The 13,977-nt window shown below is 67.1% G+C and carries 15 protein-coding genes; 12 read left to right on the top strand and 3 right to left on the bottom strand.

Translation table 11 applies throughout. The features are described 5' to 3' along the window. The first annotated feature begins 20 nt into the window (after positions 1–20). The 8 genes from ACGFNJ_RS00815 (at position 21) to ACGFNJ_RS00780 (ending at position 6,788) form a co-directional block, all read left to right on the top strand. Positions 21–863: a cytochrome c biogenesis CcdA family protein gene (locus ACGFNJ_RS00815; protein ID WP_393443678.1), complete on the top strand. Its 843-nt coding sequence runs from the start codon at positions 21–23 to the stop codon at positions 861–863. Continuing rightward, a complete protein-coding gene (locus tag ACGFNJ_RS00810) occupies positions 860–2,518 on the top strand; it encodes a cytochrome c biogenesis protein ResB (RefSeq protein ID WP_393441947.1) in 1,659 nt (552 codons plus the stop codon). The genes ACGFNJ_RS00815 and ACGFNJ_RS00810 overlap by 4 nt, the downstream gene beginning before the upstream one ends. A gap of 2 nt (positions 2,519–2,520) precedes the next feature. Beyond that, positions 2,521–3,489: a c-type cytochrome biogenesis protein CcsB gene (ccsB, locus tag ACGFNJ_RS00805; RefSeq protein ID WP_393441945.1), complete on the top strand. Its 969-nt coding sequence runs from the start codon at positions 2,521–2,523 to the stop codon at positions 3,487–3,489. A gap of 101 nt (positions 3,490–3,590) precedes the next feature. Beyond that, entirely contained in the window at positions 3,591–3,719 is a 129-nt protein-coding gene (locus ACGFNJ_RS00800; protein ID WP_393441943.1) for a hypothetical protein, read from the top strand. A gap of 273 nt (positions 3,720–3,992) precedes the next feature. Then, complete coding sequence (locus tag ACGFNJ_RS00795) at positions 3,993–4,433, top strand: DUF4189 domain-containing protein (protein WP_393441941.1); 441 nt, start codon at positions 3,993–3,995, stop codon at positions 4,431–4,433. Positions 4,434–4,600: 167 nt separating this feature from the next. Next, a complete protein-coding gene (locus ACGFNJ_RS00790; protein ID WP_393441939.1) occupies positions 4,601–4,876 on the top strand; it encodes a hypothetical protein in 276 nt (91 codons plus the stop codon). A gap of 176 nt (positions 4,877–5,052) precedes the next feature. Further along, positions 5,053–6,003, top strand: a complete 951-nt coding sequence (locus ACGFNJ_RS00785; protein WP_393441937.1) for an ATP-binding cassette domain-containing protein — start codon at positions 5,053–5,055, stop codon at positions 6,001–6,003. Beyond that, a complete protein-coding gene (locus ACGFNJ_RS00780; RefSeq protein WP_393441935.1) occupies positions 6,000–6,788 on the top strand; it encodes an ABC transporter permease in 789 nt (262 codons plus the stop codon). Before ACGFNJ_RS00785 ends, ACGFNJ_RS00780 begins: the two co-directional genes overlap by 4 nt. On the opposite strand, the gene ACGFNJ_RS00775 is transcribed toward ACGFNJ_RS00780, so the two are convergent. Beyond that, positions 6,785–9,904, bottom strand: a complete 3,120-nt coding sequence (locus ACGFNJ_RS00775; RefSeq protein WP_393441932.1) for an ATP-binding protein — start codon at positions 9,902–9,904, stop codon at positions 6,785–6,787. The two genes, ACGFNJ_RS00780 and ACGFNJ_RS00775, sit on opposite strands and share 4 nt — an antisense overlap. 75 nt (positions 9,905–9,979) lie before the next feature. On the opposite strand from ACGFNJ_RS00775, the gene ACGFNJ_RS00770 reads away from it, so the two are divergent. Together ACGFNJ_RS00770 and ACGFNJ_RS00765 are read left to right on the top strand one after the other, a co-directional pair. Next, positions 9,980–11,266 (top strand): serine hydrolase domain-containing protein, encoded by a 1,287-nt coding sequence (locus tag ACGFNJ_RS00770; protein WP_393441930.1) that lies wholly within the window; start codon positions 9,980–9,982, stop codon positions 11,264–11,266. A 186-nt stretch (positions 11,267–11,452) separates the two neighbouring features. Continuing rightward, on the top strand, positions 11,453–11,665 hold the full coding sequence (locus tag ACGFNJ_RS00765; protein WP_393441928.1) for a hypothetical protein: 213 nt from the start codon (positions 11,453–11,455) through the stop codon (positions 11,663–11,665). A gap of 79 nt (positions 11,666–11,744) precedes the next feature. Here ACGFNJ_RS00765 and ACGFNJ_RS00760 read toward each other — a convergent pair whose 3' ends face one another. Both ACGFNJ_RS00760 and ACGFNJ_RS00755 read right to left on the bottom strand, forming a co-directional pair. Beyond that, a complete protein-coding gene (locus tag ACGFNJ_RS00760) occupies positions 11,745–11,954 on the bottom strand; it encodes a hypothetical protein (protein ID WP_393441925.1) in 210 nt (69 codons plus the stop codon). Positions 11,955–12,072: 118 nt separating this feature from the next. After that, on the bottom strand, positions 12,073–12,285 hold the full coding sequence (locus ACGFNJ_RS00755) for a BldC family transcriptional regulator (protein WP_393441922.1): 213 nt from the start codon (positions 12,283–12,285) through the stop codon (positions 12,073–12,075). Between the two features lie 183 nt (positions 12,286–12,468). On the opposite strand from ACGFNJ_RS00755, the gene ACGFNJ_RS00750 reads away from it, so the two are divergent. Then, the gene (locus ACGFNJ_RS00750) at positions 12,469–12,825 is read left to right on the top strand and encodes a DUF4229 domain-containing protein (RefSeq protein ID WP_393441920.1); all 357 of its coding nucleotides are present in this window, start codon (positions 12,469–12,471) and stop codon (positions 12,823–12,825) included. Continuing rightward, positions 12,822–13,907: a PLP-dependent cysteine synthase family protein gene (locus ACGFNJ_RS00745; RefSeq protein ID WP_393441918.1), complete on the top strand. Its 1,086-nt coding sequence runs from the start codon at positions 12,822–12,824 to the stop codon at positions 13,905–13,907. Before ACGFNJ_RS00750 ends, ACGFNJ_RS00745 begins: the two co-directional genes overlap by 4 nt. The last annotated feature ends 70 nt before the right edge of the window (positions 13,908–13,977 follow it).

Genomic DNA, 13,977 nt, shown 5'->3' with positions numbered 1-13,977 from the left:
GTGACCACGGCGACCCGGTGATGGTGCTTGCCGCCGTAGGGGATTCCTTTCAACAGACGGCCGCGACCGGACCCTTGCTGCTCGCATTGGGGGCGTGCGTGCTTGCCGGGCTGGTGTCGTTCGCCTCGCCCTGCGTTGTCCCGTTGGTGCCGGGCTACCTGTCCTACCTCGCCGGGCTCGTCGGCGCCGAGGCGCCGCCCGCGACCGTCGCGCAAGCCACTGCCGCGCAGCCGGGTTCGGTCGCCGTCGACTCCGCGAAGCAGGCCGCGCGGGCCGGGCGGCTGCGGGTCGCCGGTGCGGCCGGGCTGTTCGTCGCCGGGTTCACCGTGGTCTTCGTGCTCGCCACCGCAACGGTTTTCGGCGTCATTCAGACCTTGAACGTGAATCGTGAACTGCTGCAACGCATCGGCGGCGTGGTCACCATTCTGATGGGGCTGGTCTTCATCGGCCTCGTCCCCGCACTGCAGCGCGATACGCGGATGGAGCCGCGCAGGCTGACCAGCCTCGCGGGCGCACCGCTGCTCGGCGGCGTCTTCGCGCTCGGCTGGACCCCGTGCCTCGGCCCGACGCTGTCCGGCGTGATGGCGGTGGCCGCGGGCACCGACGGGACCACTGCGGTGCGCGGCGTCGCGCTCATCGTCGCCTACTGCCTCGGGCTCGGCCTGCCGTTCGTGATCCTCGCGTTCGGCTCGGCCAGTGCGCTGCGCGGAGTCGGCTGGCTGCGCCGCAATTCCAGGACCATCCAGATCATCGGGGGCATGCTGCTCGTCGCCGTCGGCATCGCGCTGGTCTCCGGGATATGGGATCAGTTCGTCGGCTGGGTGCGCGACGCGTTCGTCTCCGAGGTGACTCTCCCGATATGACCGTGCAAGACAAGCCGGTGACCGCCTCGGTCCCGCCGCGTCAATCCCTGCCTGGCCGGCTGGTGGCGTTCGTGCGCAACACCTGGCGCGGGCTCACCAGCATGCGGACCGCGCTGGTGCTGCTGTTCCTGCTCGCGTTGGCCGCCATTCCCGGCGCGCTGCTGCCGCAGCGAAGTCTCAACGAGCAGAAGGTCGCCCAGTACATCGCAAACCGCCCGACCCTCGGCCCGTGGATGGACCGGTTCGAGCTGTTCGACGTGTTCGCCAGCTTCTGGTTCACGGCCATCTATGTGCTGCTGTTCATTTCGCTGGTCGGCTGCATCCTGCCGCGCACCGTCGATCACTATCGCGCGCTGCGCACTCCGCCCGTGCGCGCCCCGCGCAACCTGTCCCGGCTGCCGCACCACTACTCCGGCACTGCCGAGCAGGCGCCGGACGACGTCCTCGCACATGTTCGAAAAGAGTTGCGCGGCTGGCGAACCGAGGTCAGACCGGGCGACCGCGACGGTGAGCTCACCCTCGCCGCGGAGAAGGGCTACACCCGCGAGCTCGGCAACCTCGTCTTCCATCTTGCGCTGGTCGGGCTGCTCATCGCCATCGCGGTCGGCAAGCTGTTCGGTTACGAGGGCAGCGTCATCGTCATCGCGAACAACGGGCCTGGTTTCTGCACCACCTCGCCCGCCGTCTTCGACTCGTTCAAGGCGGGCAACGTCAACGACGGCACCGGTCTCGCGCCGATCTGCGTGCGGGTCAAGGACTTCAAGGCCGACTATCTGACCAACGGCCAGGCCGAGATGTTCACCTCGAACATCGAATACCAGTCCGGCGCCGACCTGCAGAACAACACCTGGCGGTCCACCCGGATCCAGGTGAACCATCCGCTGCGTGTCGCGGGCGACCGAATCTATCTGCAGGGCCACGGTTTCGCGCCGACCTTCACCGTCACCTTCCCGAACGGGCAGGCGCGCACCGAGACCATCCAATGGCGTCCCGACGACGCGATGACCTTCCTGTCCAGCGGTGTGCTGCGCATCGACCCGCCCGGCGGCATGTATGCCACCGACGAGGAGCGCCGCAAGAACCAGATCGCCATCGAGGGGCTGTTCGCGCCGACCGCGCTGTTCCACGGTTCGCTGATGACCTCGTCGTACCCGGCGATGACCGATCCGGCCGTCGCCGTCGACATCTACCGTGGCGACACCGGCCTGGACACCGGGCGGCCGCAGTCGCTGTTCGCGCTCGACACCGAGCAGGTCAAACAGGGGCGACTGGTCAAGGAGGCCAGGGTCAACCTGCGTCCCGGCGAGTCGACCAGCCTGCCCAACGGCACCAAGGTGACCTTCGACGGCGCGCAGGAGTTCGTGAACCTGCAGGTGTCGCACGATCCGGCGCAGCAGTGGGTGCTGGTGTCCGCGGTGACCATGATGCTGGGTCTGCTGGTGTCGCTGCTGGTCAAGCGGCGGCGTATTTGGGTGCGGGTCTATCCTGCCGAGGACGCAGCCGGTACCTTGGACAAACGACGCACCGTAGTAGAACTGGGCGGGCTCGCGCGCACCGATCAGGCGGGCTGGGGCAGTGAGTTCGACCGGCTACGCACGCGCCTGCTGGACACGCGGCCCGACTCGGCGGCCGATGCGAAGACCACGGGAGAGTAGAGATGCCGATCAACGAGACCATCGCGCGCTACAGCGATTTCTCGTTCAAGACCGCGATCGTGGTCTACGCGCTGGTGCTCGTGCTGCTGATCTGGCAGTACGCCACCGCGCGCAGCCGTCAGGTCGCCGAGCGTGAACTCGTCTCGGTCGGCGGTCCCGCCATCGATCCCTCGATGCCGGGCCGGGTCGTCGGCCCGCCGGAGAAGTCGCTCTCGGAGCGCCTCGGCAACACCGCGTTCTCGGTGCTCGTCGTCGCCATCGCCCTGCACATCGCCTCGATTGTGTTGCGCGGCTTCGCGACCCACCGCTTCCCGCTCGGCAACATGTACGAGTTCGTCACCATGGCGACGGCCGCGGCGATCCTCATGGGCGTGCTCTTCCTGCGTGAGCAGCGCTATCGGGCCATGTGGGTCTTCCTGCTCGTCCCGGTGCTGATCCTGCTGTTCCTGGCGGGCACGGTCCTCTACGCCGACGCGGCCCCGGTCGTTCCCGCGCTGAGATCCTTCTGGCTGCCCGTGCACGTCACCATCGTCAGCATCGGCAGCGGCGTTTTCCTGTTCGCTGGCGTTGCCAGCCTCCTGTTCCTCTACCGGGTCCGCCAGCCCGAGGGCGCGGAATCTTCCGGCATCTTCGGGACCATCGCCCGCCGCCTCCCCGACGCCCGCACCCTGGACCGCCTCGCCTACAAAACCACCATCATCGGCTTCCCCCTCTTCGGCGCGGGCGTCATCCTCGGCGCCATCTGGGCCGAAGCCGCCTGGGGCCGCTTCTGGGGTTGGGACCCCAAAGAAACCTGCTCCTTCATCGCCTGGGTCCTCTACGCCGCCTACCTCCACGCCCGCGCCACCTCCGGCTGGCGCGACACCAAGGCCGCCTGGATCAACGTCGCAGGTTTCGTAGCCATGCTCTTCAACCTCTTCATCATCAACATGGTGATCAGCGGCCTGCACAGCTACGCCGGCCTTAATTAGCCGTGCGCGCATATGGCAGTCCGGAGGGGGCTGAAAACGACGGCAGGCATCGAGCACTATTGGATCGTCGATCTGAGCCGCGTCCCAGGATCGCGATCCATGTGCTGGAAGACCTGACCTACCGACATGTGACCACCGTGTATGCCGGGCAGATGCTCGAGGTCGAGCAACCTTTCCCGATCGCGTTCGACCCGGCGGACTTGCTGGACGTCGACAAAGACTGGCTGTAGCGCCGCTGCCCTGGCGACACGGGCCGCGACATCATCGCCCGTCGTCTCGTTGCCGCCCGCAGCGAAATCTTGTCCCGCTGTGGGCCTCTCGGCGTCAAGGGCTATCCAGGAACGTAGCGTGTCGTCGACACCCGTGCCGCTGCGGGGCGATGTGGTGATAGGTGTCGGCGGGGGGATGTGATTCTGCGGGGACGGATTGGGTGGATTGGGGTGGGGTCGGCCATGATTCGTGGGATCAATGTTCGCGTAGGTGTTCACGAAGGAAAGTGGTTGATGAGGTTCATGGGTAAGGCTGTCGTCGTGGTCGCGGCGGTGGGTCTTGGGGTGGGGTCTGTGATCGGTGCTGGTACCGCGAATGCGGCCAGTTTCTACGGTGCGATCGCGTTCAGTGTCGACGACTGGAGCTACGGCACGAGTATCGATGCGGGGAGTCGCGAGGAAGCGTTGGGTGAGGCGCTCGCCTCGTGCGGCGTCGCGGATTGTGTCATCTTGCAGGAATGGTCGGACGGCTGTGGTGCGCTCGTCTACACCACCACCCGGACGGCCACCTGGGCGGTCGCCGCTGGTTCGGGACGCGACAGTTCGGCCGCGCTGTTCGCGGCCAACACCACTCTGGCTCAGCATCACCCGCCCGCGATGCTGGCCAATGTCGGTTCCGCGGACAAGTCGGGGACAGCGATCAGCGAGGTGCTCTGTACCGTCAACGCGTCCTGAGTTCGGTGGGCTAGCGGGAACTCGGACCCTGTTGGTGCCGGGTTCCCTTGGCGCACGGAAAGTTCCGGGCTGCACATCGGGCCATGGCCCTGCGCCGAACACCCGCACGTTCGTCGTGAGACACGCGTGAGACGCCGGTGTAAGTCCGGCTTGGCAGTGTTGCTCCCATGAAGAGCAACACCAGGACATCGGGCATCAACTCGCGACGTGTGGCCGCAACCGTCGCGCTGGCAGGCGCATTGATCGCCGGTGCACTCCCATCCACCGCAATCGCCGTGGCGGACAACGCAACCGGCACCGCGATCGGCGACGATTTCCGCGGGCCGTACGTCAATCACCTCGACTGCGTCGAGCGTGGGGATCAGGGCATTCTCAACGGCGAATGGTGGGACTTCGAATGCCAAGGCCCCTACGCGGGTCCGTGGATGCTGGTGCCGCGCTGACCTACCTGCCGAAGGATGCCATGAGGGGGATACATGGCAGGCTCCGGGCCGACCGTGCTGGCTTCCTTCGGCACCTGCTGAAACCCGGTGAAACCGCGGTGTTGCCGCGGTGAATCCGGAGGGTCGCATTCTTTTCCTCGACAGCGACAACGGGTCGCGGATTCGAGGAGAGACACATGATGACCAGCCCACGGCCGCCGGCGATCACGGCGACCGGATTGCGCAAGTCCTACGGTGACCACCTGGTGCTCGACGGCATCGATCTGGAAGTCCCCGCCGGCACCATCTTTTCGCTGCTCGGCCCCAACGGCGCCGGGAAAACCACTGCGGTGCAGATCCTTTCCACGTTGATCGGCGCCGACGGCGGCGAAATCCGGGTTGCGGGACACGATGTCACCGCAGAGCCGGAAGCGGTCAGGGCCGCCATCGGCGTGACCGGCCAGTTCGCCGCGGTGGACAACCTGCTCACCGGCGCGGAGAACCTCGCCATGATGGCGACGCTGCACCATCTCGGCCGCGCCGAGCGCAAGCGGCGCGTTGCCCGGCTGATCGAACAGTTCGACCTGGTCGAGGCCGCGCAGAAGCCGGCGTCGACCTACTCCGGCGGCATGCGCAGGCGGCTCGATATCGCGATGGGCCTGATGGGGGACCCGCAGGTGCTGTTCCTGGATGAGCCGACCACCGGACTCGACCCGCGCAGCCGCCGGGCGGTCTGGCGGTTGGTCAGGGAGCTGGTCGCCGGCGGCACCACGGTCTTCCTCACCACGCAGTATCTGGAGGAGGCCGATCAGCTCGCCGATCGGATCGCGCTGATCGACGGCGGCAAGGTGGTCGCCGAGGGCACGCCGGAAGCGTTGAAACGCCTTGTCCCCGGCGGACATATCACCTTGCGGTTCGCCGAACCGCGCACGCACGAGGCGGCCGCGCGCCTGCTCGACGCCGACCTGCGTGACGAGGACGAGCTGACGCTGCAGGTGCCGAGCGATGGCGGCGTCGACGCGCTGTACAGCCTGCTGGACAAGCTGAAGTCCGCGTCCATCCAGGCCGCCGAACTCTCCGTGCACACCCCCGATCTCGACGATGTTTTCCTCGCTCTCACCGGCAACCAGAAGGAGTCTGTGCGATGAGCACGATCAAATACGCGGCGACCGATTCGGCGATGATGGTGCGCCGCAGCCTGTTGCACATCGTGCGCTACCCGACCATGACCATTCCGCTGATCGTCGGGCCGGTGGTGTTCCTGCTGCTGTTCGTCTATGTCTTCGGCGGCACTCTCGGCGCGGGCCTCGGCGGTGGTTCGGGTCGCGGTGATTACGTCAACTACGTCACCCCCGGCATTCTGCTGCTGACGGTGGCTGGCGCGGCCACGGCCACCGCGGTGTCGGTGTGCACGGACATGACGCAGGGGATCGTCGCCAGATTCCGCACCATGGCCATCTTCCGGCCGTCGTTGCTGACCGGGCATGTGGTCGGCAGCGTGGTGCAGACGCTGCTCAGTGTCGCTGTGGTGCTCGGCATCGCCGTGGTGATCGGCTTCCGCCCGACCGCGAATCCGCTCGAATGGGTTGCCGCAGTGGGCATCCTCGCCATGCTGACGATGGCGATCACCTGGGTCGCGGTGCTCATGGGGCTGGTCAGCGACAGTGTCGAGACCGCGAGCAACCTGCCGATGCTGCTCATGCTGCTGCCCTTCTTCGGCAGTGGTTTCGTGCCTACCGAGTCCATGCCTTCCTGGCTGGCCTGGGTCGCCGAGCACCAGCCCTTCACCCCGGTGATGGAGTCGCTGCGCGGTCTGCTGCTCGGCACGGAGGTCGGTGCCAACGCGTGGATCGCGATCGCCTGGTGCGCGGCCATCACCGCGGTGAGCTTTTTCGGCGCAACCAAGCTGCTGAACCGCGAGCCGGGCCGCTAATCCACCCGCTGCCGCAGTGCGGACAGCGCGGCGGAACGCAGACCGAGTACGTCCAGGGCGGCGTATGTCGAGACACCCTCGACATACGCCGCCCCATCGGCGTTTTCGGCACGGTGCCTGGCCCGGCTGCTGGACATGGTCGGCTGGATGTGTCGTGGCGGATCGAATCGTTCGGCCAGCGCGAGCAGGCGGGCGCCGTCCGCGCGGAGATCGCGGTCGATGTCCACTACCGCCAAGGCGGAAAGCACTGCGCCACAAGCGGTCAGCTCCGCAAGATGGCCGCCCGGCGTGGTCGCCGGGTGTGTCAGCAGTGTGGTCACCTGCCCTGGCAGGTCCGCGACGAGCTGGTCGACCAGGTCCAGCCTGCCGTGGTAGGCGTGTGCGAGAACGGCCGCAGCTCGAATCTCCAACGCCCACACCTGAATTCCACGCGGATCGGGGCGATAGTACGGGTGCGAGGTGCTCGCGACGAGCTCGGTGATCGCCCGCCACCGTCGCAGGCCGTCGTCGGTTTCGCCACGGGCGAGCCGGATCTCGGCATCGGCGATCATCTTGTACGGCTGCGCGAACGGATCGGTGTGGTCGGGCAGCTGCGCCAACCACTGCTCAGCGCAGTCGATATCGTCGAGTTGGAGTGCGGCCATGACGAGCCCGACGATCAGATCGACACGATCCGGTCGCGGCCCGTGGTCCTCGATCTGGCGCAGCGCTCGTTCCACGTGCTGTCGTGCCAGTTCCCCTTGCTCCGACAGCAGCGCGAGTTTGCCTATCCGGCAATGCGCTTGGTATCGCATCCACGTGTTCGAGGTGCGCTCGAAGGCCGCGAGCATCCGCCGCGTCGCCGCGAGCGCCGCCGCGCGATCACCGGTCTGCTCCGCACGGAAGCTTGCGACGAGGTGGGCCATTCCGGCCAGCAGCGGCTGTGCACTGGCGCACCACCGATCCAGCGCCGCGGTGTCGGGGCCGAGCAACTCAGACGCGGCGCGAAACAGCACCGCCATGGCGCGCACGAGCGTGTCCGGCGGCGCCTCGGGCATGCGGTGCAAGACGAGCAGCGATCTGAGTTCGAATCCGCCCTGGGTGACCCCGCTCAACGCGCAGACCGCGGCCGCCGTTCGAGTCACCTCCACATAGGCGGGCTCGGGTCGATAATGCGAAAGCACCCAGGCACATTCGCCGACCAGCTCCGCGATGCCCGCGTAGTTGGCTTCGACGTACCAGTAAGGACCCAACGCCGCCCAGGCGGCGGCGACCGTCGGCCCGTCCGACCGATCCAGCCCGTGGCGCAGCGCGCGCACCAGGTTGTCCTGCTCGGCGCGGACAGGGCTCTTCTCGCCTAGATCGCTGAACGCCAGCCCGTCGACGCTTGTCCCGAAATCACGGGCCCAGGAGAGGAATTCGGCCAATGCGCGGTCGTTTTCGCCCGCCTCGGCGCGCTGGGCCGCTGCGAAATCCCGTACCGACTCCAGCATCCGGAACCTGGTGCCGGATCCGACCTCCGTGAGCTGAATCAGCGAATGATCGACGAGATGCTCGAGGATCTCCAATGTCGCATCCTGGCCGACCTTTTCGCCCGATCCGTGGAGTATCCGATGGGCGGCCGCGGCGGTGAATCCGGCCGGAAAGACGGATAACCACCGCATCGCCGCTTGCGCGTGTTCGTCGAGCAGGTTCCAACTCCACTCGACCACCGCGCGCAGCGTCCGATGGCGGTGCGGCGCATCACGAGACCCGCTGCGCAGCAACGCGAACCGGTCCACCAATCGTGCCGAAATCTCGGCAACCGACAACACCCGCACCCGCGCCGCCGCCAGTTCGATGGCCAAGGGCAACCCGTCCAGATCGGCGCACAGCGCCGCGACGTCGTCGTGCGGCAAGACGACATCCGGCCGCACCGCTCGGGCACGCTGCGCGAACAGCTCGGCCGCCGTCGCGGGCGCAAGCACCGGAAGCAGATGCACGGCCTCCGAGGTCAATCCCAGTGGCGCCCGGCTGGTCACGAGGATGCGCAGCTCCCCGGTCAGTGCCACCAGCGGGGCGACCAGCGCGCTGACGCCGTCGAGCACCTGCTCGCAGTTGTCCAGGATCAGCAGCGTCGGACCGGAACCGAGCGACTTGGCGATGGCGGCGACGCCTGCGGCCTCGGCGCCGACCGCACCGGCCACTTCGGCGGCAACCATGCCGTCGTCCGCGACGCCTGCGAGCGGCACCAGATGCACCACCCGCTGTTCGGCCGCCCTGCCGACGGCGTGGGCAAGCCGGGTCTTGCCGAGTCCGCCGGGGCCGACGACGGCGACGACCCGCGCGGACCGCAGCAGCACATGGACCGCCGCGATGTCCGGCTCGCGGCCGAGCAGCGGGTTCGGATCGTGCAGGATGCCGTGGCGCACAACGGGTTCGTTCGCCCGCAGCAGCTGCTTGTAGATCGTCTGCAGCGTGGCGCCCGGATCCGATCCCAGTTCGTCACGCAGCGCCCGCCGATAGTCGTCGTAGCGGTCGAGCGCGGCGGCGGGGCCTGCGGTGTCGGCTTCGGCGCGCAGCAGTTCGGCGAGCACCTCCTCGTTGCGCGGTTCGCTCGCCGCGATCTCGGTCAACGGACCGAGTGCCTCGGCGTACCTGCCCAACCGGGACAGCGTCAGCGCGAACCTGACATGCAGTGCCCGATGCGCGGGTTGCTTGGCAATCCGCAACTCCGACAACGGATCCGGGTCTTCAGTGTCCTCGACGACCCCGGTCCACATGGCGAGCCCCGCCGCGGCCTGCTCGAGGGCGGCCACGTGATCGCCTGCCCTGCTGTGGCGTTCGGCCGCCTCCGCGTGCACGTCCAGCGCGGTCGCGTCGATCTGTTCCGGACGCAGCGTCAGCCGATAGCCCGTAGGCGTGCTCGCGATGAGGTCGGCCCCCAGCTGTGCGCGCGCCCGCGACACCAGCACCTGCAAAGCCTTGGTGGGATTCTCCGGCAGATCGTCCGGCCACAGCCCCGCGATCAACCGGGTCGTACTGGATCCCGTGCGCAGCTCGGTCGTCAGCAGCGCGAGCAGACTGCGCACGCGCGGCCCGGCGATGTCCTGCCCGCGTAGTGCAACCCCGGACAGCAAGGTCAACTCGATTCCCACCCGCAAACCCTAGTCGGCTCAGCGAAATGCGGCTGACCTGGCAACCTGTGCGTGCGAGACAGTGCAGGTAACCGCGTGAAACCGCGACGCAACCACGGTGAATCCGCGGCGCCGCAGGCTTTCTCCCGACAGCGACCACACCGGGTCGCGGAGTTCGAGGAGAACCAGATGCTGACCAACCACCGCTCATCGACAAGCAAGACTCTTCGCGCAGGCATCGCGGCCCTGCTTATCGCGGGCATCGCGGCGGGCGTGACCGCCTGTGCGCCATCGTCGGCCGCCGCACCCGCGAAGCCTGCCGTGCAGCAGGCGCTGGACCAGGCCGTGGCAGGCGGCCTCCCCGGCGCAGTGGCCGAGGTGCACGACAGCGCCGGAACCTGGTGGGGCCGTGCAGGTCTCGCCGATGCCGGGACCGGGCGCCTGCCGATGCGCGGCGATCAATTCCGGGTCGGCAGTATCACCAAGGCGTTCACCGCCGCGGCGGTGTTGCGACTGGTCGAGGCCGGCGTGCTGAATCTCGATGACACCGTGACGAAATGGCTGCCCGGCGTGGTGCGTGGCAACGGCAACGACGGCGCCGCGATCACGGTGCGGCACCTGCTGAACCAGACCAGTGGCCTGGCCAACCCGTCCGTCGACGACCAGGAGATGTTGAACAACTTCTCCGGCAAGGACTACATGCAGCACCGCTTCGACAACCTCGGCGCCGAGGACATTGTCAGGATCACCATGAAGTACCCGCCGTACTATGCGCCGGGTGCGGGCTGGCGCTACTCGAACACCAACTACTTTCTGCTCGGCATGATCATCGAAAAGGCAACGGGCCGTGGCTATGCCGACGAAATACAGCGGCTGGTGATCGACCCGCTCGGCCTCGCTGACACGTATGTGGCCGGACCGGAGTTCGAGGTGCGTGGTCCGCACGGCAGGCTGTATTCGAAGCTGTGGAGCGCCGACCCCGATGCTCCCGTCTACGACGTCACCGATATGAATCCGTCGTGGGCCGGGGCGGCGGGCGCGATCGTGTCCACCACGGCCGACCTGAGCCGTTTCGTCACCGCAATGGCCGGAGGCGAACTGCTACCGCCCGCGTTGCACGAACTGATGTGGACGACCGTCAGCACGGACGGCGCAGGGTGGATCCCGCAGACCCGATACGGCAGCGGCGGCGTCTTCGAACAGCGACTGCCCTGCGGCGTCACGGTCTACGGAACCGGCGGCGCGGTGCAAGGCGGCTTTACCTATGCCATGGCATCACGTGACGGCGGTCACACTCTGGTCACCACGGTCAACGGCGACTGGAACAACCCGATCGGCGCCTTGCTCGCCATCACCTCCGCCGAATTCTGCCCCACCATTTAGGGCAAACCGCCCGAATGCCCCGCCCGAGCACCTGCCGGGTGGGGCATTTCTTTACTTTGGGGCGAATTGCGCCCCTCGGAGAGTGGCGTAAATCACCCTCGACGTGGCGTGCCGTTCGACGACTCGCCGTGTCCTCTCAACAGGCGATGCGCTGATCGGGTGCACACGGGGTCGAGGAGTGGCGGTTTGGATTCCGAATTCTTTACTTATCTCCCTGATGCGATGGTTCAGGAAGACGGGCGAGTGATCGAGCAATTGAACGACGGCGCCTTCCGCAGGTTGGTGCGGACCGCGAGCGGGCTCTCGGCTGAGGCACAGCAACACTTGGCGCGGGTCGCGAGCCAACTTCGAGCGAGCGAAGGGCTACCTGCGCGCACCTGCGTGGAAGGTGAGATGTGAAGCGGCGAAAGGAATCCGGCCGACACTGATCGTTTCGAGCGACCTGCAAGCAGTCGCTACGTCAGCGTTTCGAACGACGTCAGTGTTCGGGCTTGCCGGAGTCTCCGTCACGATGCTGGCGGGCCAGCCGCCAGAGGAATTCGGGGTCGTCGTCCGGGCCGACGATGCGTTTGCGCTGCGGCGAACGCGAGTGGGGGGCGGTGGGCCCTGCAGTCTTCTCGGGGCCGAACGCTTTCCAGCACAACACCGCGACTGCCACGACTGCGATGAGTGCCAACAGGTACGTCACGTCGCTCACCTCCTGGTTACGAGGGTAGTCCCGTGCGTAGCTCCCGCACACCGCAGCCGCGAAAATCAACGACGGGGTGGGCGCGGGCCCCGGCACGATGGGCCCGCGCTGCCCGCAGTCAGCGTACGGTCGTCGCCTCAGTGGTGAGCGACTTGAGCAGCTGCATTACCTCTGACTCGCGGAACCGGCGATGTCCGCCCGGTGTGCGCAACGACCCGAGACGCCCGGCATGGGCCCAGCGGGTGACCGTCTTGGGGTCTACGTGGAACATGGCAGCAACCTGCCCTGGTGTCAGCAGGGTGTCCTGGCCGCCGACGGTGATCGCACTCATAGCAAACCTCTCCGTTCTCGACAGTTCCCTCATCAGATGGCGACATCGTTGCACTGAAACCCCTAGGTACTCGAACCACCTACAGTTGGTAAAGGGGAAGTAATAGACAAAACGGATACGCTCTCCACCTCCGCGCGAGGCGCGAGCCAGGGGTGGGCAACAGCTTCGCATAGGCTGGCAGACGTGAGTGACGCAACTCCACCTGAGGGTGTTCCAGGACAGCAAACCCCTGGCGCGGGCCGTCGGCTCGCCCGCGATCTCGGGCTCTACACCCTGGCCAGGCTGGCCTTGGTCGTCGCGATCACCGCGCTGATCATGCTGGTCGCCCGGCTGGTCTCGGTGGATATCCCGCTGGTGGTCGCGGCCCTGTTTGCGCTGATCATCGCGATGCCGCTGTCGCTGACGCTGTTCAAGCGGCTGCGCACCCGGGTCAACGAGGACATCGCGGTGGTGGACGAGCGGCGCCGCCACGACAAGGCCCAGCTGCGCGCCAGGCTGCGTGGCGAGGCGGCCGAGGACAATCAGGGGACAACCTCATGAGGTCCTGTGACCGCAGCGCGTCGCGCGACTGGGTCGACAACGCGGTGCGGCTGATCGACGCCGATGCCCAGCGCAGCGCCGACACGCACCTGCTCCGTTATCCGCTGCCGTCGGTGTGGCAGATCGAGCTGTACTTGAAGGACGAATCCACCCATATCACCGGCAGTCTCAAGCATCGGCTCGCGCGGTCGCTGTTCCTGTACGCGATCTGCAACGGCTGGGTCACCGAGGGTACGACGGTGGTGGAGGCGTCGTCTGGTTCGACCGCGGTGAGCGAGGCGTATTTCGCGAAGCTGCTCGGCCTGGATTTCGTCGCGGTGATGCCTGCGAGCACCTCGCCGCAGAAGATCGCGCTGATCGAAGCGCAAGGCGGCCGTTGCCATTTCGTGCGCCGCCCGCCCGACATGTACACCGAGGCTGCGCAGCTGGCCGCCGACTGTGGCGGCCACTACATGGATCAGTTCACGCACGCCGAGCGTGCCACCGACTGGCGCGGCAACAACAACATCGCCGAATCCATCTTCCAGCAAATGACTTTGGAGTCGCATCCGGTGCCGGACTGGATCGTGGTCGGTGCAGGCACCGGCGGCACCAGCGCCACCATCGGCCGCTACATCCGATACCGCAGGCACGCAACGAAATTGGCCGTTGTGGACCCGGAGAACTCGGCGTTCTTCGGCGGCTACGAGACCTCCGACGCCGGCTATGAGACCGGAATGTCTTCGCGCATCGAGGGAATCGGCCGTCCCAGGGTGGAGCCGTCGTTCGTCGGCCAGGTGGTCGACCGGATGATCGAGGTGCCCGACGCCGGCTCCATCGCGGCGGCCAGGTATGCCAGCAAGGTGCTCGGCCGCCGGGTGGGCGGTTCCACCGGCACCAACCTGTGGGGCGTCTTCGCGATCATCGCCGAAATGCTGGCCGCCGGTCGCGGCGGCAGCGTGGTCACCCTGCTGTGCGACGGCGGAGATCGTTACGCCGGAACGTATTTCGATGACGCATGGGTCGAATCGCAGGGCCTGAGCCTTGCCGAACCCACGGCGATCCTCGACAAGTTCGCCGCCACCGGTGAGTGGACCGGCTAGGAGTCGATTTCTCTCTCCGCGAACTCCGGTTCGTCAATTTTCGTTGACACTTGCCCATGGTGTCAATCAA

Origin of the sequence: Nocardia sp. NPDC049149 (assembly GCF_043197455.1) — a bacterium.
In the GTDB taxonomy this organism is placed as follows: Bacteria; Actinomycetota; Actinomycetes; order Mycobacteriales; family Mycobacteriaceae; genus Nocardia.
Note: the sequence above shows the minus strand (reverse complement) of the source record. Positions and strands in the feature narration are given on the sequence as shown.

Coding starts and splice junctions, on each gene's coding strand:
- ACGFNJ_RS00790 (WP_393441939.1), top strand. CDS start 4,601: ATGAAGAGCAACACCAGGACATCGGGCATCAACTCGCGACGTGTGGCC.
- ACGFNJ_RS00795 (WP_393441941.1), top strand. CDS start 3,993: ATGAGGTTCATGGGTAAGGCTGTCGTCGTGGTCGCGGCGGTGGGTCTT.
- ACGFNJ_RS00780 (WP_393441935.1), top strand. CDS start 6,000: ATGAGCACGATCAAATACGCGGCGACCGATTCGGCGATGATGGTGCGC.
- ACGFNJ_RS00785 (WP_393441937.1), top strand. CDS start 5,053: ATGATGACCAGCCCACGGCCGCCGGCGATCACGGCGACCGGATTGCGC.
- ccsB (WP_393441945.1), top strand. CDS start 2,521: ATGCCGATCAACGAGACCATCGCGCGCTACAGCGATTTCTCGTTCAAG.
- ACGFNJ_RS00755 (WP_393441922.1), bottom strand. CDS start 12,285: ATGAGTGCGATCACCGTCGGCGGCCAGGACACCCTGCTGACACCAGGG.
- ACGFNJ_RS00745 (WP_393441918.1), top strand. CDS start 12,822: ATGAGGTCCTGTGACCGCAGCGCGTCGCGCGACTGGGTCGACAACGCG.
- ACGFNJ_RS00815 (WP_393443678.1), top strand. CDS start 21: ATGGTGCTTGCCGCCGTAGGGGATTCCTTTCAACAGACGGCCGCGACC.
- ACGFNJ_RS00810 (WP_393441947.1), top strand. CDS start 860: ATGACCGTGCAAGACAAGCCGGTGACCGCCTCGGTCCCGCCGCGTCAA.